General features: G+C 66.0%; 21 protein-coding genes and 1 pseudogene. 8 read left to right on the top strand and 14 right to left on the bottom strand.

The genetic code is table 11. The features are described from left to right. Positions 1-9: 9 nt before the first annotated feature. The 4 genes from pdhA to FLL57_RS09710 all read right to left on the bottom strand — a co-directional run bounded on the left by pdhA (position 10) and on the right by FLL57_RS09710 (position 3,472). Positions 10-1,044, bottom strand: coding sequence for a pyruvate dehydrogenase (acetyl-transferring) E1 component subunit alpha (gene pdhA / locus FLL57_RS09695; RefSeq protein ID WP_142882773.1), 1,035 nt, complete (start codon positions 1,042-1,044; stop codon positions 10-12). A gap of 152 nt (positions 1,045-1,196) precedes the next feature. Next, positions 1,197-1,514 (bottom strand): FtsB family cell division protein, encoded by a 318-nt coding sequence (locus FLL57_RS09700; RefSeq protein WP_013502343.1) that lies wholly within the window; start codon positions 1,512-1,514, stop codon positions 1,197-1,199. A 90-nt stretch (positions 1,515-1,604) separates the two neighbouring features. Further along, positions 1,605-2,165, bottom strand: a complete 561-nt coding sequence (locus FLL57_RS09705; protein WP_142882774.1) for an NADPH-dependent FMN reductase — start codon at positions 2,163-2,165, stop codon at positions 1,605-1,607. A gap of 164 nt (positions 2,166-2,329) precedes the next feature. Continuing rightward, a complete protein-coding gene (locus FLL57_RS09710) occupies positions 2,330-3,472 on the bottom strand; it encodes a CaiB/BaiF CoA transferase family protein (RefSeq protein ID WP_142882775.1) in 1,143 nt (380 codons plus the stop codon). Positions 3,473-3,564: 92 nt separating this feature from the next. Here FLL57_RS09710 and FLL57_RS09715 point away from each other — a divergent pair, with 92 nt between their 5' ends. Continuing rightward, the gene (locus FLL57_RS09715; protein ID WP_013502340.1) at positions 3,565-4,179 is read left to right on the top strand and encodes a LysE family translocator; all 615 of its coding nucleotides are present in this window, start codon (positions 3,565-3,567) and stop codon (positions 4,177-4,179) included. A gap of 92 nt (positions 4,180-4,271) precedes the next feature. Here the strand turns inward: FLL57_RS09715 and FLL57_RS09720 are convergent, their stop codons facing one another. From FLL57_RS09720 to eno, 3 genes are all read right to left on the bottom strand, one after another. Continuing rightward, positions 4,272-5,075 (bottom strand): hypothetical protein, encoded by an 804-nt coding sequence (locus FLL57_RS09720; protein WP_142882776.1) that lies wholly within the window; start codon positions 5,073-5,075, stop codon positions 4,272-4,274. A gap of 85 nt (positions 5,076-5,160) precedes the next feature. Then, positions 5,161-6,297: a zinc-binding dehydrogenase gene (locus FLL57_RS09725; RefSeq protein ID WP_142882777.1), complete on the bottom strand. Its 1,137-nt coding sequence runs from the start codon at positions 6,295-6,297 to the stop codon at positions 5,161-5,163. A 110-nt stretch (positions 6,298-6,407) separates the two neighbouring features. Further along, positions 6,408-7,691, bottom strand: coding sequence for a phosphopyruvate hydratase (eno, locus tag FLL57_RS09730; RefSeq protein WP_013502337.1), 1,284 nt, complete (start codon positions 7,689-7,691; stop codon positions 6,408-6,410). 185 nt (positions 7,692-7,876) lie between these two features. On the opposite strand from eno, the gene queF reads away from it, so the two are divergent. The 3 genes from queF to mdoH all read left to right on the top strand — a co-directional run bounded on the left by queF (position 7,877) and on the right by mdoH (position 12,092). Then, on the top strand, positions 7,877-8,353 hold the full coding sequence (queF, locus tag FLL57_RS09735) for a preQ(1) synthase (protein WP_047307847.1): 477 nt from the start codon (positions 7,877-7,879) through the stop codon (positions 8,351-8,353). An 86-nt stretch (positions 8,354-8,439) separates the two neighbouring features. After that, on the top strand, positions 8,440-9,951 hold the full coding sequence (locus FLL57_RS09740) for a glucan biosynthesis protein G (protein WP_142882778.1): 1,512 nt from the start codon (positions 8,440-8,442) through the stop codon (positions 9,949-9,951). Continuing rightward, positions 9,939-12,092 carry a glucans biosynthesis glucosyltransferase MdoH gene (gene mdoH / locus FLL57_RS09745; protein WP_142882779.1) on the top strand — a complete coding sequence of 718 codons (2,154 nt, stop codon included), beginning with the start codon at positions 9,939-9,941 and terminating at the stop codon, positions 12,090-12,092. Before FLL57_RS09740 ends, mdoH begins: the two co-directional genes overlap by 13 nt. A gap of 52 nt (positions 12,093-12,144) precedes the next feature. On the opposite strand, the gene kdsA is transcribed toward mdoH, so the two are convergent. From kdsA to FLL57_RS09760, 3 genes are all read right to left on the bottom strand, one after another. Then, positions 12,145-13,008: a 3-deoxy-8-phosphooctulonate synthase gene (gene kdsA / locus FLL57_RS09750; protein ID WP_142882780.1), complete on the bottom strand. Its 864-nt coding sequence runs from the start codon at positions 13,006-13,008 to the stop codon at positions 12,145-12,147. Beyond that, positions 13,009-13,875, bottom strand: a complete 867-nt coding sequence (locus FLL57_RS09755; protein WP_142882781.1) for a VOC family protein — start codon at positions 13,873-13,875, stop codon at positions 13,009-13,011. Between the two features lie 112 nt (positions 13,876-13,987). Beyond that, the gene (locus FLL57_RS09760; RefSeq protein ID WP_013502331.1) at positions 13,988-14,314 is read right to left on the bottom strand and encodes an NIPSNAP family protein; all 327 of its coding nucleotides are present in this window, start codon (positions 14,312-14,314) and stop codon (positions 13,988-13,990) included. 90 nt (positions 14,315-14,404) lie between these two features. On the opposite strand from FLL57_RS09760, the pseudogene FLL57_RS09765 reads away from it, so the two are divergent. Beyond that, positions 14,405-14,605: pseudogene (locus FLL57_RS09765) on the top strand (BrnA antitoxin family protein); the annotation flags it as partial. A gap of 33 nt (positions 14,606-14,638) precedes the next feature. On the opposite strand, the gene FLL57_RS09770 reads toward FLL57_RS09765, so the two are convergent. Next, a complete protein-coding gene (locus FLL57_RS09770; RefSeq protein ID WP_047307876.1) occupies positions 14,639-15,496 on the bottom strand; it encodes a hypothetical protein in 858 nt (285 codons plus the stop codon). A gap of 131 nt (positions 15,497-15,627) precedes the next feature. Between FLL57_RS09770 and FLL57_RS09775 the strand changes: the two genes are divergently transcribed. Then, positions 15,628-16,014, top strand: a complete 387-nt coding sequence (locus FLL57_RS09775; protein WP_013502327.1) for a PAAR domain-containing protein — start codon at positions 15,628-15,630, stop codon at positions 16,012-16,014. 14 nt (positions 16,015-16,028) lie between these two features. Here FLL57_RS09775 and FLL57_RS09780 read toward each other — a convergent pair whose 3' ends face one another. From FLL57_RS09780 to tpiA, 3 genes are all read right to left on the bottom strand, one after another. Further along, on the bottom strand, positions 16,029-17,660 hold the full coding sequence (locus tag FLL57_RS09780) for a CTP synthase (protein ID WP_047307852.1): 1,632 nt from the start codon (positions 17,658-17,660) through the stop codon (positions 16,029-16,031). A 166-nt stretch (positions 17,661-17,826) separates the two neighbouring features. Continuing rightward, complete coding sequence (gene secG / locus FLL57_RS09785; RefSeq protein ID WP_013502325.1) at positions 17,827-18,234, bottom strand: preprotein translocase subunit SecG; 408 nt, start codon at positions 18,232-18,234, stop codon at positions 17,827-17,829. A 174-nt stretch (positions 18,235-18,408) separates the two neighbouring features. Then, positions 18,409-19,185, bottom strand: a complete 777-nt coding sequence (gene tpiA, locus FLL57_RS09790; protein WP_142882782.1) for a triose-phosphate isomerase — start codon at positions 19,183-19,185, stop codon at positions 18,409-18,411. Between the two features lie 255 nt (positions 19,186-19,440). Between tpiA and FLL57_RS09795 the strand changes: the two genes are divergently transcribed. Together FLL57_RS09795 and trpD are read left to right on the top strand one after the other, a co-directional pair. After that, a complete protein-coding gene (locus FLL57_RS09795; protein WP_013502323.1) occupies positions 19,441-21,342 on the top strand; it encodes a peptidylprolyl isomerase in 1,902 nt (633 codons plus the stop codon). 36 nt (positions 21,343-21,378) lie between these two features. Continuing rightward, on the top strand, positions 21,379-22,395 hold the full coding sequence (gene trpD / locus FLL57_RS09800; protein ID WP_142882783.1) for an anthranilate phosphoribosyltransferase: 1,017 nt from the start codon (positions 21,379-21,381) through the stop codon (positions 22,393-22,395). The last annotated feature ends 43 nt before the right edge of the window (positions 22,396-22,438 follow it).

Genomic DNA, 22,438 nt, shown 5'->3' on the forward strand with positions numbered 1-22,438 from the left:
AGGCGGGGATCAGCGATACACATCGGTGTACAGTTCGGACGGATCAGGCTCGGGATCGTGCTGCGCGAAGTCCGCCGACTCATTGACGACCTTGCGCACCTCGGCATCGATCGCCTTCAGATCGTCTTCGGTCATGTCGAGCCCGAGCAGACGCTTGCGGACCTGTTCGATCGGATCCTGATCGTTACGGATCTTGTCGACCTCTTCGCGCGACCGATACTTCGCCGGGTCCGACATCGAGTGACCGCGATAACGATAGGTCTGCATTTCGAGGATGAACGGGCCGTTGCCGGCACGGCAATGTGCAACCGCCTTGTCGCCGGCGGCCTTCACCGCACGCACGTCCATGCCGTCGACCTGCTCGCCCGGAATGTTGAACGACACGCCGCGCTTGGAGAAATCGGTCTGCGCCGAGGAGCGCGTCACCGACGTGCCCATCGCGTAGCGGTTGTTCTCGATCACGTACACCACGGGGAGCTTCCACAGCTCCGCCATGTTGAAGCTCTCGTACACCTGGCCCTGATTGGCGGCGCCGTCGCCGAAATAAGCGAGGCAGACGCGACCATCGCCGCGATAGCGGTTGGCGAAGGCGATGCCGGTGCCGAGCGAGACCTGCGCGCCGACGATGCCGTGTCCGCCGAAGAAACTCTTCTCCCGGCTGAACATGTGCATCGAGCCGCCCTTGCCCTTGGAGTAGCCGCCGCGGCGCCCGGTGAGTTCGGCCATCACACCGTTGGCATCCATGCCGCAGGCGAGCATGTGACCGTGATCGCGATAGCCGGTGATCACCTGATCACCTTCGCGTAGCGCCATCTGCATGCCGACGACGACGGCTTCCTGACCGATGTAGAGGTGGCAGAATCCGCCGATTGCACCCATGCCGTAGAGCTGGCCCGCTTTCTCTTCGAAGCGACGGATCAGCAGCATCTCACGAAAGGCGCCGAGCTCCTGTTCCTTGCTGAAAGGCGGCACGTTCGACGGTGACGCTCCTCCGGCCTTGTCCTGTGCTGTTTCCTTCGCGGCGCTCTTCTTGGGTGCGGCCATGGCGATTCCGATTAGAGATGAGATGAGCCTCTCTATCGTAACTTATAGCGGCTTGAAAGGATCGCTATGTCGCTGCGCGCAAATCAATATGCCGCAGTGCAGCGACACGAAACTTTCGAAATCGTTCGTCCAGATTTTTGGAATTTGCGCACTCAGCGCGCCGGCATCATCCGCACCAGGTCCGCCGGATTGGCGAAGTCGAGCTGATAGCGCACGCGCTCGTCGAGCATGTCGGGATCGATCCGGTCGGAGCGCAGCAGCGAGACTCGCTGCTCGGCCTCGGCGCGTTGCTGGCGGAGCTGCACCAGCTCCGCAGTCAGCGCGGTGATTTCCTGGTCGAGCTCCTGCTGCGCCGTCAGGCCGTAGCGGCCGGTGTAGGCGTTGACGCCGAAATAGCCGATCACGGCGGCAGCGATCGCGTACAGCGCGATGCCGGCGAGGATCGATTTGAGACGACTGCGGGTGACCATGGCCGGACCATGGGACAGCGCGGTTAACGCGCGGCTAACGCCGCATCTGTCCCGCCAGCTTGACAGCCGGCGGGGCGGATGCGGCCGACGTTATTTGTACTGCTGGGCGACGAAGCCGGCGAAGGCGTCGATGTACTTCTGCAGGAACTCGCGCAGCGCGTCCTTGACCAGCGCACCGTCCTCGCCGAACGCATCCCCGATGCCGCCGACATAAGCCTCCGGCTGCTGCAGCGTCGGCATGTTCAGAAACACCAGGCATTGCCGCAGATGGTGGTTGGCGCCGAAACCGCCGATCGCGCCCGGCGAATTCGACAGCACGCCGGCCGGCTTCTTGTCGAAGCAGCTCTTGCCGTAGGGCCGCGACCCGACGTCTATGGCGTTTTTCAGCACGCCAGGAATCGAGCGGTTGTATTCGGGAGTTACGAACAGCACCGCATCAGAGGCCTTGATGCTGTCGCGGAACGCGGTCCAGTCGGCCGGCGGCGCTTCGGTCTCGAGATCCTGGTTGTACATCGACAGGCCGTGCAGCGTGACGATGTCGAGCTTCAGCGTGTCCGGCGCCAGCGCGGCGAGCGCCTGCGCGGTCCGCAGCGAATACGCCTGCTTGCGCAAGCTGCCGACGACGGTCGCGACACGATATGGTGGGGCCATTGGCAATCCTCCGGTCATGCAATCAGACAATCGCGGCGAGCCTATCCCGCCGTGATGACGGAGAATGCGCAACATGCGTCAAGCACGCTGCGATGACGCGGTTTTGATGGCGCACCTGCCCGGTTTCGTGCGGAGGCGAACCTCCGCACCTGGCACTCGCCGCCCTATTCGGCCGCGGCGCGGTTACCCAGCACCTCATGGTTGTGTGCGCCGAGCTTCGGTGTGGCGAGCTCGGGATGCGGGCGCGCGCCGTCGAACACGATCGGCAGACCGGCGACGGTGAGACCAGTGTCCGGCATCGTGCGCAGCAGATCGACCGCGGCGAGCTGTTCGGTGGCGGCAAGCTCGGGAATGTCGTTGACCGGGCTCACCGGCACACCGGCGCTCTTGAAGGCCGCGAGCCAATCGGCTGCGCTGCGGGTCTTCAGCACCTCCTGCATCAGCGGGATCAGCACGGGCCGATGCGCCTGCCGGTCGCGCACCCGCGCAAAACGTGGGTCCGCGCTCCACTCCGGATGGCCGAGCACATCGGCACAGCGCGCGAACAGGCGGTCGTTGCCGGCCGCGATCACGATCGGTCGGTCGGCGGTCTCGAACACCTGGTACGGCGCCAGCGTACCGCTTGCGGTGCCGTGGCGCACAGGGGGCTCGCCGTCGAGCAGATAGCCGCTGAGCGACATGTCGACCCAGCCGACCGCCGTGTCGAACAGCGAGGTGTCGATCACGCAGCCCTTGCCGGTGACGTGGCGCTGCTGAAGCGCCGCCAGCGCGCCGATCACGCACCATTGCGCAGTGGCGCGATCGTTGATCGGCGGCGCGCAGAAGGTCGGCGGATGCTCCGGCCCGCCGGTGAGCGACATCACCGCGCCATAGGCCTGCAGCAGCGGATCGAAGCCCGGCTCCTTGCTCAACGGACCAGCTTTGCCGAACGCCCACACCGAGCAATAGATCAGCCGCGGATTGACCGCGCACATCACGTCCGGCCCGATGCCGCACGACGCGACCACGCCGGAGCGCAGGTTCTGGATCAGGATGTCCGCATCCTGGACAAGTTGTTTGAGCCGCGCGACGTCGTCCGGGTTCTTGATGTCGAGCGTCACCGACCGCTTGTTGCGGTTGTAGGTGTGAAACAGCAAGGAATCGCCGTCGACGAAGGGCGGGCCCCAGTGCCGGGCATCGTCGCCGCCGTCGTGCTTCTCGATCTTGATCACGTCGGCGCCCATGTCGCCGAGGATCATCCCGGCCATCGGCCCGGCGATCGCCTGCGCGATCTCGATCACTTTGATGCCGGCGAGCGGTCCACCCATTGCGGTCTCCGATTTCGTGTTATGTCTGTTGGCGCGCACTGTTTCAGTGGCGCGAGGCAAATTGCAAGTGTCTGGCAGGAGCGATGCGCGCAATGGTGACCGCCGAATTTCTCATCACCTCGCTGATCGTGGTCGCCTCGCCCGGAACCGGCGTGCTCTATACGGTGGCCACCGGCCTGTCGCGCGGCTCACGCGCCAGCGCGATTGCGGCGTTCGGCTCGACCATCGGCATCGTGCCCCACATGGCGGCGGCGATCCTCGGCCTCGCCGCCCTGCTCCACACCAGCGCGGTGGCGTTCCAGCTCTTCAAGTATCTCGGCGTCGCCTATCTGCTCTACATGGCGTGGAAGACGCTCGGCGAGCGCGGCCCGCTCAGCGTCGAGACCGATGTCGGCGCTCCGTCGGCAGTGCAGATGACGGTGACGGGCGTCCTGATCAACATCCTCAATCCGAAGCTGTCGATCTTCTTCCTCGCCTTCCTGCCGCAATTCGTCTCAGCCGACGACGCCCATCCGCTCGGCCGGATGGTCGAGCTGAGCGGCATCTTCATGCTGATGACCTTCGTGGTGTTCGTGATCTACGGCCTGTTCGCCGCCTGGCTACGCGACCACGTCATCACCCGCCCGCAAGTGATGACCTGGCTCCGCCGCAGTTTCGCCGCCGCCTTCGTCGCGCTAGGCGCCAAGCTGGCCACTGCGGAGCGGTGACGCCTGTTATTAAGCTGATCGTCCCACCGCCGTCATGCCGGGCTTGTGCCGAACCTGACGAAGGATAGCACCGTCGCCATCAAAGGCGTCAGTCAGGTCCGCGTGCGGATTTCGTTGAGCAGGAAGTTGCCGAGCCGCTTGCCGCGATTGCGCAGCACCTTGAGCGGACCCTGGTCGACGAAATACGTCAGCAGAATGCTGTCACGCGTCTCGACGCCCGCGGGGACGGTGTCGGCCGAATGCCAGCTCTGCTTGTCGACCGCAAACGCATAGCCCGAATTCGGCGCGAACTTCATCTGCCGCGCCTTCGGCATCGACCCGTCCGGCAGCACATCGTGAAAGATCGTGCCGATGTCGGTGTGGGCTTCGTCCCGCGGCAGATAGAGCTGCACGGTGATGCCCTTCCAATGCGTGTCGGTGTGCGGCGTGATCTTGTAACCGGGAACGTCGCGGGTCAGGATCGGAATCGGAAACATCCCGACCTCCCGCGCGTCCGGCCCAAATCGTTTCTCCAGGGCCGGCGCCAGCTTGCGCCGAAACGCGTCCTTCACCGGCTCCGAGCACAGCGCGTCGCCGACCATGCGCCACACCGAGCGCTGCTCCGGCGGCAGGTGCCGGATGTATTCCGGAAACAGGTCGATCTTCACCCGGGTGTGAGTGCCGTCAGCGAGATCATTGCCCTTGCTGCGGCCATGCATCGGCCGATAGTCGGTGTTGCGCGGCATCGCCTTGAGCATCGCCGCGTAGACCAGCGCCGGAAAGATTCCGACGAATTCGAGGTGATAGAACGGCTCCATCACCACCGCGGCGGACTCGATCGCCCCGACGATGTGATTGATCAATGCGGCGGTCGCTTCCGCCAATTCCGACGGTCGCCGTTCAGCCATCTGATCCATGAAATCTCCGCTGGGCTGCTTCGTCTTGTTGAGACTAGCTAGCAACTACGATCAGCACCAGCGGATTTCATACCCCCGATGGCAGCTATGCGTTGGGGGCGATGAGGAATTTCTCCCCGGTCGCGCGCTTGTTATAGACCGCGATGGCATCGAGGCTCAGCGCCTCCCTGAGCGACACCGTCCGCGTGTAGTGGCTGGCGAAGGTAGTCTTGATCTCGGCCGCAACGCGGGCGCGGAGTTTGGCGGCGTCGGCAGCACCGATCTTCTGCAGGAACGGGAACAGCAGCCAGCCGCCGACCGCCCAGGCGAAGCCGAAATTGCGTAAGATCTCGGTCGGCTTGGTGTCGAGGCTGCCGTAGATATAGACCTGCTTCGGCACGTTGGAGCCGTAGCGGCTGTAGGGGCCGGTCGCGGTCTTGCCGATCGCGGCTTCCATGCAGCTCAGGATCTGCCCCGCGAGCCGGCCGCCGCCGATCGCATCGAACGCGATGGTCGCCCCGGTCTGGACCAGCGCCTCGGTGAGATCGTCGAGGAACGTCGGCGCGGTGGAATCCACCACGTATTTGGCGCCGATGTCGCGCAATAGCTTGGCCTGGGCCTCGCTGCGCACGATGTTGACCAGATCGATGCCGTCCTTGAGGCAGATCCGGTTGAGCATCTGGCCGAGGTTCGACGCCGCGGCGGTGTGCACCAGCGCCTTGTGGCCTTCGCGCTTCATCGTCTCGGTCATGCCCAGCGCGGTCAGCGGATTGACGAAGCACGAGGCGCCTTCGGCCGCGGTGGTGCCATCCTGGAGCTTCAGGCAGTCGGCCGCCTTGATCAGGCGGTATTGCGCGTACATTGCGCCGCCGATCATCGCTACGGTCTTGCCGAGCAGCGCCTGCGCCGCGTCCGAGCTGCCGGCCTTGATCACCGTGCCGGCGCCCTCGTTGCCGACCGGCATCGACTCGTCGAGCCGGCCCGCCATCGCCTTCATCGCGGCTTCCGGCACCTTGGCGGTGATCACCGGCGCGTCCGCGCTGCCGGACGCTTTCGCGGTCGACATGTCGGCGGCGCCGAACAACAGGCCGAGATCGGAGGGATTGATCGGGGTGGCTTCGACCCGGACCACCACCTCGTGGGGGCCGGGCTCGGGAATGCTTACCGGCACCAGCGAAACTTCGAGGTCGCCGCTCGTCTTGATCAGCGAGCGCAGTTGCAGTCCGGTGATGGCCTCGGTCACGTCTTTCTCCCTGCTGTCTGTTGCGGCCGCACCATGATGCAGCCGCGCGCGGGGTTCAAGACGAGCCGATGGCCGCGACGATCACATCATCGCGGCCATTTGCTTGTCGTTCAGCGGAACGCCTTCAGCGCCGCCTTGCCTGGGAAGTACGCGCTGGTGCCGAGCTCCTGTTCGATGCGCAGCAGCTGGTTGTACTTCGAGGTGCGGTCCGCGCGCGCCAGCGAGCCGGTCTTGATCTGCCCGCAATTGGTGGCGACCGCGAGGTCGGCGATGGTCGAGTCCTCGGTCTCGCCGGAGCGATGCGACATCACCGCGGTGTAGCCGGCCTTGTGCGCCATCTCGACGGCGGCGAGCGTCTCGGTCAGCGTGCCGATCTGATTGACCTTGATCAGGATCGAGTTGGCGCGGCCGGCCTTGATGCCGTCGGCGAGGCGCGAGACGTTGGTGACGAACAAATCGTCGCCGACGAGCTGGCACTTGTCGCCGATCAGATCGGTGATCGCCTTCCAGCCTTCCATATCGTCTTCGGCCATGCCGTCTTCGATCGACACGATCGGATAACGCGACACCAGATCGGCGAGATACTTGGCCTGCTCCTGCGGACCCAGGCTGCGGCCTTCTGCTTCATAGACATACTTGCCGTCCTTGAAGAACTCGGTCGACGCCGGATCGAGCGCGATCATGACGTCTTCCCCGGCCTTGAAGCCGGCCTTGCCGATCGCCGACAGCACGAAATCGAGCGCGGCGTCGGCCGACGGCAGGTTCGGCGCGAAGCCCCCCTCGTCGCCGACATTGGTGTTGTGGCCGGCCTTCTTCAGTTCGCCCTTCAGTGTGTGGAAGATTTCCGATCCATAGCGCAGCGCTTCCGCGAAGCTCGGCGCGCCGACCGGCATGATCATGAATTCCTGGAAGTCGATCGGATTGTCGGCGTGCGCGCCGCCATTGATGATGTTCATCATCGGCACCGGCAGGGTGCGGGCCGAGGTGCCGCCGACATAGCGATACAGCGGCAGATCGTAAGACGACGCCGCGGCCTTGGCGACCGCCAGCGACACACCCAGGATCGCATTGGCGCCGATCCGGCCCTTGTTCGGGGTGCCGTCGAGCTCGATCATGGTCTGGTCGATCTGCACCTGCTGCTCGGCGTCCATGCCGCCCAGCGCATCAAACAGCTCGCCATTGACGGCCTCGACCGCCTTCAGCACGCCCTTGCCGAGATAGCGAGCCTTGTCGCCGTCGCGCAGCTCGACCGCCTCGTGGGCGCCGGTCGACGCGCCCGACGGCACCGCGGCGCGGCCGACCGAGCCGTCCTCGAGCACCACGTCGACTTCGACGGTCGGATTGCCGCGGCTGTCGAGAATTTCGCGGCCGATGATGTCGACGATGGCGGTCATGAATGCCTCTTGATCGGATGGAGGGAATGGAGTTGCGCCGCTTCTACAGCATGGCTCGGGGCACGAAAAGGCCGCCGGACCGCTCCATGAGGTCCGACAAACGGCGAACGCACCGGTTTTGCGACGGATTCCCCTGCTTCGGAAAATGATCTAGGACGGCGGTAACGGAGACCCGAGTTCAAGCCATGTCGAAAACGCCCCGCAAATCCGCCTCCTCCCCGCCCCTGCAGCTCGGTCAGGCCGTCGAATGGCCGGACCGGCCGGAAGCCGCCAAGCTCGACCGGGTGCCGAACCCGCAGAAGGACACCAATTTCCTGGCGCGCTTCACTGCACCGGAATTCACCTCGCTGTGCCCGGTGACCGGGCAGCCGGATTTCGCGCATCTGGTGATCGACTACGTTCCGGGCCCTTGGCTGCTCGAGTCGAAATCGTTGAAACTGTACCTCGCCTCGTTTCGCAATCACGGCGCCTTCCACGAGGACTGCACAGTGGCGATCGGCAAGCGGATCGCGGCTGAGATCAAGCCGAAATGGCTGCGCATCGGCGGCTACTGGTATCCGCGCGGCGGCATCCCGATCGACGTGTTCTGGCAGACCGGCAAACTGCCGAAAGATGTCTGGGTCCCCGATCAGGGCGTGCAGCCATATCGCGGACGTGGCTAGATCGGACTGATCGCCCTCGCTCGAGGAACTCTTCGCGCTCCCGGACGTTTGTGCGGAACTGAATCGTTCCAAGCGGAGAAGCGAGATTGAACCGGCGGCAAGTTCTGACCGGCCTTGCGGCGCTGCCGCTGTTGCAAGCTAAGGCCGAGCCGGCCGCAGCGAACAAATCCCCACCCTCCAGCCCGTTCGATCCTTGGGTCGTACGAAATCTGGCGCGCGAACTGGCGAGCAAGCCCTATCAGGCGCCGGACAGCGCGCTGCATTCGTCGCTGGGCGATCTAAGTTATGATGCGTATCGCGCGCTTCGCTTCAATCCGGAGCGCGCGCTGTGGCGCGCCGAAGGCTTGCCGTTTCAGGTGCAGTTCTTTCACCGTGGCTTCCTGTACAAGAACCGGGTGACGATCTTCGAGGTCGCGGAAGGCGAGGCTCGGCCGGTCCGCTACCGTGCCGAAGATTTTTCGTTCGGCGACGCCGCCCCGCCGCCACCGGATGCCGATCTCGGCTTTGCGGGCTTTCGCATTCACGCGCCGCTGGAGCGCGCGGACTATTTCGACGAGGTCAGCGCGTTCCTCGGTGCGGCGTATTTCCGCGCCGTCGCCAAAGGCCAGCGCTACGGCCTGTCGGCGCGCGGACTGTCGATCGACACCGGCCAGTCCGGCGGCGAGGAATTTCCGCTGTTCAAGACGTTCTGGCTCGAACGCCCCGCCCCCGGCGCATCGTCGATGGTGGTACACGCGCTGCTGGACAGCAAGAGCATCGCGGGCGCGTACCGTTTCACCATCCGTCCGGGCGTCACCACCGTGTTCGACGTCGAGATGGCGCTGTATCCCCGGGTCGATCTGCAGCACGTCGGCCTCGCGCCGATGACCAGCATGTTTCTGTTCGGCCCGAACGATCCGGCCGATGCGGCCGACTTCCGCCCGTCGGTGCACGATTCCGACGGGCTGGCGGTCTTCAACGGCAGCGGCGAAGAACTGTGGCGGCCGCTGTGCAATCCCCGCGATCTGCAGATCAGTGCGTTCGGCGATCGCAACCCGCGCGGCTTCGGGCTGATGCAGCGCGAGCGCAGCTTCGGCGCCTATCTGGATCTGGAATCGCGGTTCGAGCTGCGACCGAGCCTGTGGGCAGAGCCGATCGGCGACTGGACCGAGGGCGCCGTCAAGCTGGTCGAGATTCCGACCCGTGAAGAAGTCCACGACAATATCGCCGCGTTCTGGGAGCCCAAGCAGCCGCTGCGGGCGAAGGGCGAGCACATCTACACCTATCGCCTGCATTGGGGGCCCGACACGCCGAAGCCGAAGGCGCTCGCCCGCTTCGTGCGGACCGGGATCAGCACGCGCGGCGACAACGAGCGCTTGTTCGTGCTCGACCTCAACGGCGACCGGCTCGACAGCGTCGACGCCGCCGCCATCCGCGGCGTCGTCAGCACCGACAAGGGCGAGATTCGCAACATCGTGACTCAGCCCAATCCGGCCAGCGGCGGCTGGCGGCTCAGCTTCGATCTCGCCAAAGCGCAGGCCCCGGTCGAACTGCGCGCGACCGTCTACGAGGGCGATGCCGCAGTGTCGGAAGTCTGGCTGTACCGATGGACTCTCTGATCGGGCCGCGCCCGAACGACTGCAGCGACGCCGAGCGCCGGTTGGATCCGATGCCTGCGGACGCGCCGCTGGCGATGCCGGTGCAGTCGTTGAGGCAGAAGCCGCAATCGGCGGCCGCAGGATCCACGACGGGCCGATGGCGCCGGCTGCTGATCATGCTCGCCACCGCGACCCTGTCGGGCGCTGGCGTCTACGAGATGTACCAAGTGCTGCAGGTCGGCGGCGTCACCGTCCTCGAAGGCGTGGTGCTGGCGCTGTTCTCGGCGCTGTTCGCCTGGGTAGCGCTCTCGTTCGTTTCGGCGCTGGCCGGCTTCGCGGTGCTGTGCGGCGGCTGGCGCGGCGACCTCGACATCGATCCGGACGGACCGCTGCCGGAGATCTCGGCCAGGGTCGCGATGCTGCTGCCTACCTACAATGAAGACGCACCCACGGTGTTCGCGCGGCTGCAGGCGACCCGGAACTCGGTCGACCAAACCGGACGCGGCGCGCAGTTCGACTGGTTCGTGCTCAGCGATTCCACCGACCCGGCGACCTGGATCGACGAGGAGCGATGCTTCGTCAAACTCGCCGCCAGCAACGACCGGCTGTACTACCGTCATCGGCCGAGCAACACGGCGCGCAAGTCCGGCAATATCGCCGATTGGGTGGAGCGGTTCGGCGGCGACTACGCGTTCATGGTCATCCTCGACGCCGACAGCGTGATGACCGGCGACGTGCTGGTGCGGATCGCCGACGCGATGCAGCGTCACGACGACGTCGGTTTGATCCAGACCCTGCCCGTTGTCGTCCATGCGCGCACCTTGTTCGCGCGGGTCCAGCAATTCGCCGCCAGCATCTACGGGCCGATGATCGCCGCCGGCGTCGCGTGGTGGCACGGCTCCGAGAGCAACTACTGGGGACACAACGCCATCATCCGCGTCGCGGCCTTCGCGGGCAGCGCTGGGCTGCCGGTGCTTTCCGGCCGTAAACCGTTCGGCGGCGAAATCCTCAGCCATGATTTTGTCGAGGCTGCGCTGATGCGCCGCGCCGGCTGGCGCATCCATCTGGCGCCGGCACTGCGCGGCAGCTACGAGGAATGCCCGCCGTCGCTGCTGGATTTCGCCGCGCGCGACCGGCGCTGGTGCCAGGGCAATCTGCAGCACGGCAAACTGCTCGCCGCGCGCGGCCTGCATTGGGTTTCCCGGCTGCACTTCCTCACCGGGATCGGCGCCTACATCACCGCGCCGATGTGGCTGACGTTTCTGGTGGCCGGCATCCTGATTTCGCTGCAGGCGCAGTTCGTGCGGCCGGAATACTTCCCGAACGACTTTTCGCTGTTTCCGATTTGGCCGGCGCAGGATCCGATTCGCGCCGCCTGGGTGTTCGCCGCAACGATGGGCCTGCTGATCCTGCCGAAGCTGCTGGCTCTGCTGCTGGTGCTGATCCGTACCGAGACGCGCCGGCGGTTCGGCGGCGGCCTGCGGACGTTCGGCGGCGTGGTGCTGGAAACGCTGGTCTCCGCCCTCACCGCGCCGGTGATGATGGTGTTTCAATCCACCGCCGTCGCCGAGATCCTGCTCGGCCGCGACGCCGGCTGGCAGGTGCAGCACCGCGGCGACGGCGTCGTCCCGCTACGCGAGGTGACCCGCCGCTACGCCCTGCCGACCGTGCTCGGCACCGTCATGGCGATCGGGGCATGGCTGGTGTCGTGGCCGCTGCTGCTGTGGATGACGCCGGTGGTCGTCGGCCTGGTATTCGCGATCCCGGTGGCGCTCTTGACGACGCGCAATGCGCGTTCTCGCCCGCTCCTGATGACGACGCCCGAACAACGCCAGCCACCGGCGATCCTGGCGGACGTCCACCGCCTCGCTGCCGATCTGCAAGCGGCCGCAGGCGGAGAGCACCCGCTGCGCACCCTGCGCGACGACGACAGGCTGCGCGAGTTACACATCGCCGGCATCGCCCGCCACCCGCCGCGACAGCGCGGACGCGTCGACGTCCATCTGGCGGTGGCGCGGTCGCTGATCGAAGACGCCCGCGATTTCGACGAAGCGCTCGGATGGCTGGGCCCCCGCGAGACCCGCGCCGTCCTCGGCGATCGGGACACGCTGCAACGGGTGCTGCAGATGCCGTGCGCACGCGGACGCGCGACTCCGGATTGAGAGACGCGGGCAATCACCACCAGATCATGACCGGGCCGAACCTGCGGCTCCGTCACACGGCGCCGGCTGCGGGTCGTTTCTTGGCAAGCGCGTCGAATTCCATCAGCGTCTTCATCAGACCTTCGAACTCGCGCAGCGGCACCATATTCGGACCGTCGGACGGCGCATGGTCCGGATCGGGATGGGTCTCGATGAACACGCCTGCGACGCCGACCGCGACCGCGGCGCGCGCCAGCACCGGCACGTATTCACGCTCGCCGCCCGACGAGGTGCCCTTGCCGCCGGGCTGCTGCACCGAATGGGTGGCGTCGAAGATCACCGGCGCGCCCGTGGTTTTGGCCATGATCGGCAGCGCGCGCATGTCGGATACCAGCGTGTTGTAGCCGAACGACACGCCGCGTTCGGTCACCAGCACTTTGGGATTGCCGGCGTGCGTAATCTTGGCGACGACATTGCCCATGTCCCACGGCGCCAGGAACTGGCCCTTCTTGACGTTGACGATCTTTCCGGTGGCCGCGGCCGCGAGCAACAGATCTGTCTGCCGACACAGGAACGCCGGGATCTGCAGGATATCGACCGCTTCCGCCGCGCGCGCGCATTGCTCGCTCTCGTGCACGTCGGTGAGCACCGGCAGGCCGAGCTGATCGCGGATCTCGGCGAAGATCGGGAGTGCGGCGTCGAGGCCGAGGCCACGGGCGCTGGCGGCGCTGGTGCGGTTGGCCTTGTCGAACGAGGTCTTGTAGACGAGGCCGATGCCGAGCCGGGTCGCGATCTCTTTCAGCGCCGAGGCGACTTCCAACGCGTGAGCGCGGCTTTCGAGCTGGCACGGGCCGGCGATCACAGAGAGCGGCAACGCGTTGCCTAACTTGACGTTGCCCGCCACGACGCTGGTCGAGGGCGCGATGCTCTTGTTCACTTACACTGTTCCTTGCTCGAAAATCAGGGTGGCCCCGCAGACATCGGGCACCACCAGGCGGCCGACATGACGTGCCGCCGGGATCGTGTGGTCTTGCAGCAGCCGTTCAACCACACCGAGATCATCCGCCGCAATCCGTAATCCGACGAAGCTGGCGCCCTCGCCTTCGGACGGAACCGTGATGCCGTATTGGTCGCGCAGCGATACCGGCTCGACGATCTCGATGTCGCCGCGCTTGGTCGGCGCGGTGACGCCGATCGACGACGAGCGCAGATCGCGGCTGCCGGTGAAGGCTTCGAGGAAGATGTGATGATCGGTCGGATTGTCGGCGACCATCACCACCGCTGTCGCCGCATTGGCGCCGTTGGCATGCGCCTGGAATGCCGGGTTCCAGAAATTGTCCGGATAGTGATGCTGACAGGCGGCGAACCCGGCCTGCGGCGACAACGGGTCGCGCGCGAATGCCAGCGAGAATTGCAGCTTCACCACGCTGCCGTCGGGGCGCCGCCCCTCACGCCCGAAGGTGAAGACCTCGCCGGCCGCGATGCCGGCGGCAGCGAACCGGCGCAGATCGGCAGCCGCGTCGTCGCTCGCCAGCAGCAGCATCGACACACCCTCGCGGGCCGCCAGGTAATCGCGCTGAAACGCTCCGAACGAGAAGGCGCCATCACGGTGCGGCGGGATCTTGTCGGGTTCTCCGATCGTCAGCAATTCGATGAAGAAGCGATCGAACTGGACGATCCGGTTGTGCGTCCCCCAGGGGTGAACGTTGCGTGCACCGACGATGAAGCCGAGCCGCTGGTACAGATCCGCGGCCGCGTCGAGATCGCGCACCGCATGGACAATATGGTCGAGGCCGTTGGACATGAATGACGCCGTCATTGCGAGGAGCGCAGCGACGAAGCAATCCAGCCCGGTGCTCGGCGCTGGATTGCTTCGCTTCGCTCGCAATGACGATCGAAACTGATACTCATCCGAATTACTTCACCGCCGAAAACGAGGTCGGCACCAGCAACTGATTGGTGATGCTGTCGACGATCTGGCCGTCCTTCTCGGTCTCGGCCTTGGCGGCGAGCCATTCCGGATCGCTGGCGAACGCGGTCCATTTCTGCTCGCGTTCGGCGAGGCTTTCCCAGGCGAGCAGATAGGTCAATTCCTGATTGGAGGCACCGACCAGCGTGGTGAAGAACCCGGCCTGCCGGATGCCGTGCTTCTCGAACAGCTTCAGGGTGATGGTCTCGAACCGCTTCAGGATCGCCGGCAGTCGGCCCGGCACGCAGCGATACACCCGCGACTCGTAGATCATGACGCCCTCCACATCGTTGTGGCGCTTATAGCGGTAAGCAACGGGGGTTGTCTTGCTCGCCGCGCAGGGAGCAGAGTTGCGGATTGCCTAAGGCCACCGGAAGAAGTGCTGCCGCAGGAGAGCCTGGCGCAGTTCAAGCACCATCGTGGCCCGCAAAGGGCCCCGACCAAGGTGCCGGTGTCGATCCGGCTCAGTGCCGACGTGGTGGCGCACTACAAGGCGACCGGGCCCGGCTGGCAATCGCGGATCGACGACACGCTGCGCAAGGCCGCGAAGCTGAAGACCGGCTAGCCGGGCAGGCGCTTGCCCGCAATGAGCGCTGCGTCAGCGCGGCTTCGGCGGCGGCAGTTCGCCGGCGGTGGCGGCGATCTGCGGATCGACCAGCGTGACCTTGGCGCCCGGCTCGGCGGCGAACAGTTTCCTGAAATGCTCCGGCCCGAGCAGCTTGGCCGCCTCGTCGATCAGATGCTGATTGCGCGCGTTCAGCGCCTCGGCGCTGGGCTGACCGGTGCCGGGCCAGGGCTGCGCCGCAAAGCGCTGCACCTCCCCGCGCAGCCGCAGCAGGCTGGCGAGCTTGGCCGGCTCGGTCGCCAGCAGTTCGGTCGCGCGCTTCTCGAATTCGTCCACCGCGATGCCCTCACCGCTCGCCGCCACCGTCAAACCTCCCGGCCGTCCGAGCCGCGCTACCAGTTGCGTGCCGCTGCACGAGGCGACCTTGGCGGCCCAGGCAGTCTGCTGCAGCCCGTACGTGCCGTAGATGAAACTCGACAACGGATAGCCACGCGCCTTGCTCACCGTCAGCGGCGGTACGCTGCCGTTCGCCGTCGCATACAACACCTGATTGGCCAATTGGTGGCACACGCCGTCGACGCCGTAGCTGTAGATCGTGCCGCGCGCCGCCGGCGTGGTGTTGGAGTCGGCGTTCGGCTGCACCAGACATTGCGCCAGTTTCAGATTGCCGCCCTGCTGACCGAGCGCGCCGGTCGGATTGATCGGGGTGCCGCCCTGCGGGTGGAACGATCCCCAGCAGTACCAGAACGACTGGCCGGCCACGACCACGTCGGCGATGGTGTTGTAGGGATGAACTTGATTGTCGTAGCTGGTGACCCAGGTGTGATCGACCGGAGATTCCGATGACCAGGCCGGGACGGCCCAAGCATAAAGGCTGACCGACGGTGTCATTTCCATTCCTCCCGAAGAGAGTCGCACGACACGTTACGGTTGTGCGCGAAGCATCATCTACCAGCCAAGGAATGTCCACGCGCAAGTTACGGCATTCACGGAAATCCGCTGATCCCCGAAAGGAGCTGGGTATGATCACGCCCTCACCGCCGACCTTCCCCGACTGGCCGGGTGCCGTCCGGAACCTGCACCGCGTGGTGTGCCTGCTGGGGGCGACCGTGATGCTCGGCGCATCCCCCGCGCTCGCCCAGGGTGCCGGCGGCGGCAAACCCGGCGTCATTACCGGCGGAAGCGGCGACGTCATGGTCGGCGGCAAGCCGGCGGCCCGCGCCGGCGATGTCACCACCGAGGGCGCGATCATCGAAGGATCGAGTAACGTCTTCATCAACGGCAAGCCGGCCGCGATCGGCGGCAGCCGCACCGGCTGCGGCGGCGTGCTGACCGGCAGCGGCTCAGGGGTGTTCATCAACGGCAAGCCGGTGGCGCGCAGCGGCGATCCGTCGACCGGTTGCCGCTGACGACGACTTCGCTCTTACACCAGCCGGCTCTGCACCAGCGCCGCTTCGACGAACGAGGCGAACAGCGGGTGCGGGTCGAACGGGCGCGACTTCAGTTCAGGATGGAACTGGACGCCGATGAACCACGGGTGATCCTCGTATTCGACGATCTCCGGCAGCACCCCGTCCGGCGACATGCCTGAGAACTTCAGGCCGTGCTGTTCGAGTCGGTCCTTGTAGGCGGTGTTGACTTCGTAGCGATGGCGGTGGCGCTCGGAGATTTCGGTGGCGCCGCCATAAACCTGCGAGACCCGGCTGCCGCGCTTCAGCGCCGCCGGATAGGCGCCGAGCCGCATCGTGCCGCCAAGATCGCCGGCCTGGCTACGCTTCTCCAGCTCGTTGCCGCGGACCCATTCGGTCATCAGACCGACCAGCGGCTCCGGGGTCGGGCCGAATTCGGTGGAGTTGGCCTGCTCGATGCCGGCAAGGTTTCGCGCGGCCTCGATCACCGCCATCTGCATGCCGAAGCAGATGCCGAAATACGGCACATGGCGCTCGCGCGCGAACTGCGCCGCCCTGATCTTGCCCTCGGCTCCGCGCTGGCCGAAGCCGCCCGGCACCAGGATGCCGTTGACATGCTCGAGGAACGGCGCCGGATCCTCGTTCTCGAACACCTCGCTCTCGATCCAGTCGAGATTGACCTTGACCTTGTTGGCGATGCCGCCGTGGCTGAGCGCCTCGATCAGCGACTTGTAGGCGTCTTTCATCCCGGTGTACTTGCCGACGATGGCAATCGTCACTGCGCCTTCGGGATTACGGATGCGCTCGTTGATCTCGTGCCAGCGCGCAAGCTGCGGCGGCTCCTTGGCGGCAATCGCGAACGCCGCCAGCACTTCGTCGTCGAGCCCGGCGGCATGATACGCCTCCGGCACCGCGTAGATGCTGTCGGCGTCGCGCGCTTCGATCACCGCGCTTTCGCGGACGTTGCAGAACAGCCCGAGCTTGCGCCGCTCCTCCTTCGGGATCGGCCGGTCGGTGCGGCACAGCAGGATGTCGGGCTGGATGCCGATCGAGCGCAGCTCCTTGACCGAATGCTGGGTCGGCTTGGTCTTCAGTTCGCCGGCGCTCGGAATGTACGGCAGCAGCGTCAGGTGAATGTAGATCACGTCGCCGCGCGGCAGATCGTTCTTGATCTGGCGGATCGCCTCGAAGAACGGCAGGCCCTCGATGTCCCCGACGGTGCCGCCGATCTCGACCAGCACGAAGTCGTAGCCGTCGTTGTCGCTGACGATGAAATCCTTGATCGCGTTGGTGACGTGCGGAACCACCTGGATGGTGGCGCCGAGATAGTCGCCGCGGCGTTCCTTGGTCAGAATGTCCTGATAGATCCGGCCGGTCGTGATGTTGTCCTGCTTGGTCGCAGGCCGGCCGGTGAAGCGTTCATAGTGGCCGAGGTCGAGGTCGGTCTCGGCGCCGTCGTCGGTCACAAACACTTCGCCGTGCTGATACGGCGACATCGTTCCGGGATCGAGGTTGAGATAGGGATCGAGCTTGCGAAGGCGGACCTTGTAGCCTCGCGCCTGCAGCAGGGCGCCGAGCGCCGCCGATGCCAGACCCTTGCCGAGCGAGGAAACCACGCCGCCGGTGATGAAGATATACCGCGCCATGGGACTTTACCTTTAAGGCCCTCGGTCCGATTCGCCAAAACGATTCGTACCCCTCGGGCAGTTTGACAGATGCCTGTGGGTGACTCTGAAAGATCAGCTATTTCAGACGATTGCTGAAGGGATCTCAGATCAGAGGCGAGATCCCTTCAGCGCATGCCGGCAATGCTTATTGCGACTGCGGCGGGGTCGGCGCCGCGGGCGCTGCCGGTGCCGCCGGCTGCTGGTTCTGCTGCTGATCGGTCTGCCGGAGCGTGTCGAGCAGGCCGCCGCCTTGAGATACCGGCGGTGCGGGCTGACCCGGAACCTGCTGCTGAATCGGCGCCGTCGGCAGAATCGTCGTCGGCTTTCGATTGTAGCTCGCCAGCCAGGTGAGCAGCAGGCTGGTGATGAAGAAGCCGACCGCCAGAATCGCCGTGGTACGGGTCAGAAGATTGGCGGTGCCGCGGCTCGACATGAAACCGCCACCGCCACCGCCGCCGACGCCCAGGCCACCGCCCTCGGACTTCTGCAGAAGCACCACGCCGATCAGGCCCAGCACCAACATCAGGTGAATGACGATAATGACAGTCTGCATCGTACCCTTCCATCGCAAGCCAACGCCGCCGAATGGCCGACAGGCGCCGGCAGGCGCTGCTCGACAGGCTTGCGGGATAAATGAAGTCGCGCGGTGTCTACACGATCGCGCGGGGATTTGTCACCCCCGCATGGTTCCAGAAACGCCGCAGCAGGACCGCTTGGCGCGGCTTAGTTAGGGACAGCCGGCAGCAATCGCAAGGAAATCCGACGCCTTCAGGCTCGCGCCGCCGATCAGGGCGCCGTTGACGTGCGGCACCGCCAGCAATTCGCGGGCATTCGAGGGCTTCACCGAGCCGCCGTACAGAATCCGCATCGTCTCCCCGGCGGCGCCGAACCGTTCGCTCAGGGTCTGGCGGATAAAGCCATGAACCTGCTCGACATCGGCCGTCGTCGGGGTGCGGCCGGTGCCGATCGCCCAGACCGGCTCGTAGGCCACCACCAGATTCGCCGCGGTGGCGCCGTCCGGCAGCGACCCGGCCAGCATCCCGGCCACCACATCGAGGGTGTGGCCGGCGTCACGCTCGCCCTGAGTCTCGCCGACGCAAACGATCGCCACCAGCCCCGCACGCCACACCGCCTGCGCCTTGGCACGAACGATCGCGTCGGTCTCGGCATGGTCGGCGCGGCGCTCCGAATGACCGACGATGATCGCAGCGGCGCCGGCATCGGCCAGCATCTCGGCGGCGATGTCGCCGGTATGCGCGCCGGACACGTTGGCATGGCAGTCCTGGCCGCCGATCGCGAACGGCAGCGCCTTGCCGCCGTGCGCTTCCGCGACTCGCGCCGCGAAGCTCGCCACCAGCGTCGCCGGCGGACAGACCAAAAGATCGATGCCTTGCGGCAGCTCACCCGCGCCCTTCAGCATCGCGTCAAGCTCGGCGACTGAATCCTTCAGGCCGTTCATCTTCCAGTTTCCAGCAATCAGCGGACGAACGGCGGGGACCGGCATGAGCACACTCGCGATAAAGGGTTGAACCGTTCCGCTAGCAGAGCCTATTGCGAGACTCAAGGAGACGTGAACGCCTTCGCTGCGGCGATCCGCAGCAGGAGCTTTGCAACACGATGGCATCTGGGAGCTTCGCGCCCAGGCCGCGGTTGCGACCTCATAGGCCGCACTTTATGATGGATTTTCAAGCCGGCGACGCTAATTTGCCCACCCGCGCCGATCCGCGCAGCCGGTTCCCTCCTGATAAAAAGTGACTCCATGCTCCGAGGAATACGCAACGCCTCATCCAACTGGTTTGGCAAGACCATCATGATCGCCGTGATGGGCCTGCTGATCGTCAGCTTCGGGATCTGGGGCATTGCCGACGTGTTCCGCGGATTCGGCCGCGCCACGCTCGCCAAGATCGGTGGCACCGAGATTTCCACCGAGCAGTTCCGGCAGACCTACAATGACCGCCTGCAGCAGATCGGCCGTCAGCTCGGCCGGCCACTGACGCCGGATCAGGCGCGGGCGATCGGCATCGACCGCCAGGTGCTGCAGCAGACCATCGCCGAAGCCGCGCTCGACGAAGATGCGCGCCGGCTCGGCCTCGGCCAGTCCGATGCCGATACGATGAAGTCGATCCTTGAAGATCCGAATTTCAAGGGCGCCAACGGCCAGTTCGACGCCGGCCGGTTCCAGCAATTGATCCGCCAGTTCGGCTTCACCGAACAGCGCTACCTCGCCGAACAGCGCCGCGTCGCGCTGCGCCGCCAGATCGCCGGCACCATCACGGCCGGCCTCGAGCCGCCGAAGACGCTGTTGCAGGCGCTGAGCCAGTTTCAGAACGAAGAGCGGGCGATCGATTACCTGAAGCTGACCGACGCGCAGGCCGGCACGATCGAGGCCCCCTCGCCCGCCGACCTCGCCGCGTTCTATGACTCCCACAAGGCGCAGTTCCGCGCCCCCGAATATCGCAAGATCTCGTTCCTGGTGGTGACGCCGGAGTCGATCGGAAAATGGACCGAGGTGTCCGACGCCGACGCTCGGAAGCTGTTCGACCAGCGCAAGGACAGACTGTCGACGCCGGAGAAGCGGCAGATCCTGCAAATCGTTTTCCCGAACGCCGAAGAGGCGCAGGCCGCCCGCGCCAAGATCGCCAGCGGCACCAGCTTCGCCGATCTCGCCCAGGAGCGCGGCGTCAAATCGGCAGATCTCGACCTCGGCCTGGTCAGCCAGTCGGAAATGCTCGATCCGAAGGTCGCTGCTGCAGCGTTCGCTCTGCCGCTGAACGAGGTCAGCCAGCCGGTGCAGGGCCAGTTTGGCACCGTGCTGCTCGAAGTCACCAAGATCGAGCCCGGCAAGCAGCCGGATTACGCCAGCGTGGCGGCCAACCTGAAGCGCGAACTCGCCCAGGAACGCGCCCGCAAGCAGGTGCAGGAGCTGCACGACAAGATCGAAGACGCGCGCGGCGGCGGCTCCAGCGTGAGCGAGGCGGCCAGCCAGCTCGGCCTTGCCGCGGTGACGGTCGAGGCGATCGACCGCTCCGGCCGCGGACCGGACGGCGCGCCAGTGACGACAATCCCGCAAGGGCTCGAGCTCGCCACCGCCGCCTTCAACAGCGAGCCCGGCGTCGACAACGACGCCATCAGCTACCAGAACGGCTATGTCTGGTATGACATCGTCGGCGTGACGCCGTCGCGCGAGCGAGCGCTCGACGAGGTCAAGGACAAGGTCGAGGCCGGCTGGCGCGCCGAGCAGATCACCGAGCGCCTGCGCAAGCTCGCGGTCGAGCTAGTGCAGAAGCTGGACGGCGGCGGCAAGCTCGCCGATGTCGCGCCGGCCGGTGTCGCCGTGCAGAGCGCCACCGGGATCAAGCGCGAAGGCGCCGACGCCGGGTTGCCGGGCACGGTGGTCGACGCGGTCTTCCGCACAGCCAAGGACGCTGCCGGCCAGGTTCAGGGCAGCAGCGGCACCGAATGGTACGTGTTCCGCGTCACCGGCGACACGGTGACGACGGCCGACGTCAACGCGCCGCAGATGCAGCAGTTGAAGGACAACCTGGTGCAGCGGCTGCGCGACGAAGAGGTCGGCCAGTACATCGCCTGGCTGGAGAAGGACATCGGCACCAAGGTCAATCAGGAAGCGGTGGCGCAGGCAACGGGGGCGGCGGCCAACTGACGGCGTGACGCCGCGGTCCGGTCGCCGAAGGGGACAATGGTTGATTTCAAATCGATTATCGCAAAGGTCGCCACCGGCGCGACGCTGACCCGCGAGGAAGCCACTGACGCTTTCGACGCGATGATGTCCGGCGACGCCACGCCGTCGCAGATGGGCGCGCTGCTGATGGGCCTCAGGGTCCGCGGCGAAACCATCGACGAGATCACCGGCGCGGTGACGACGATGCGGGCCAAGATGCTGCCGGTCACAGCGCCGGCAGAGGCGGTCGACATCGTCGGCACCGGCGGCGACGGCTCCGGGTCGGTCAACGTCTCGACCTGCGCTTCATTCGTCGTTGCCGGCTGCGGCGTGCCGGTCGCCAAACATGGCAATCGCGCATTGTCGTCGAAGTCCGGCGCCGCCGACGTGCTCGCGGCACTCGGCGTCAAGATCGACATCACACCCGAACAGGTCGGCCGCTGCGTCGGTGAAGCCGGCATCGGCTTCATGTTCGCGCCGACCCATCATCCGGCGATGAAGAACGTCGGCCCGACCCGGGTCGAACTCGCCACCCGCACCATCTTCAACCTGCTCGGACCGCTGTCCAACCCGGCCGGCGTCAAGCGCCAGATGATCGGCGTCTTCTCGCGGCAATGGGTGCAGCCTCTGGCCCAGGTTCTGAAGAACCTCGGCTCCGAAGCGGTCTGGGTGGTGCACGGCTCCGACGGCCTCGACGAGATCACGCTGTCCGGCCCGACGGCGGTCGCGGAACTGAAGAACGGCGAGATCACCACGTTCGAGATCACCCCGGAGGATGCCGGGCTGCCCCGCGCCGGGGCGGATGCGCTGAAGGGCGGCGACGCCGAAGCCAATGCGGTGGCGCTGCGCGCGGTGCTGGAAGGCATGCCGGGGCCGTATCGCGACGTCGCCCTGCTCAACGCTGCGGCCACCTTGATCGTCGCGGGCCGGGCCAGGGATCTGAAGGAAGGCGTCGCGCTCGGAGCCCAGGCGATCGACAGCGGCGCGGCGGAAGCGCGGCTGACGAAGCTGATCGCGGTCTCCGCGGCGGCCTGAAGTACAAGTTGCCGTCATGCCCGGGCTTGTCCCGGGCATCCAC

Source organism: Rhodopseudomonas palustris (assembly GCF_007005445.1).
Lineage (GTDB): Bacteria > Pseudomonadota > Alphaproteobacteria > Rhizobiales > Xanthobacteraceae > Rhodopseudomonas > Rhodopseudomonas palustris_G.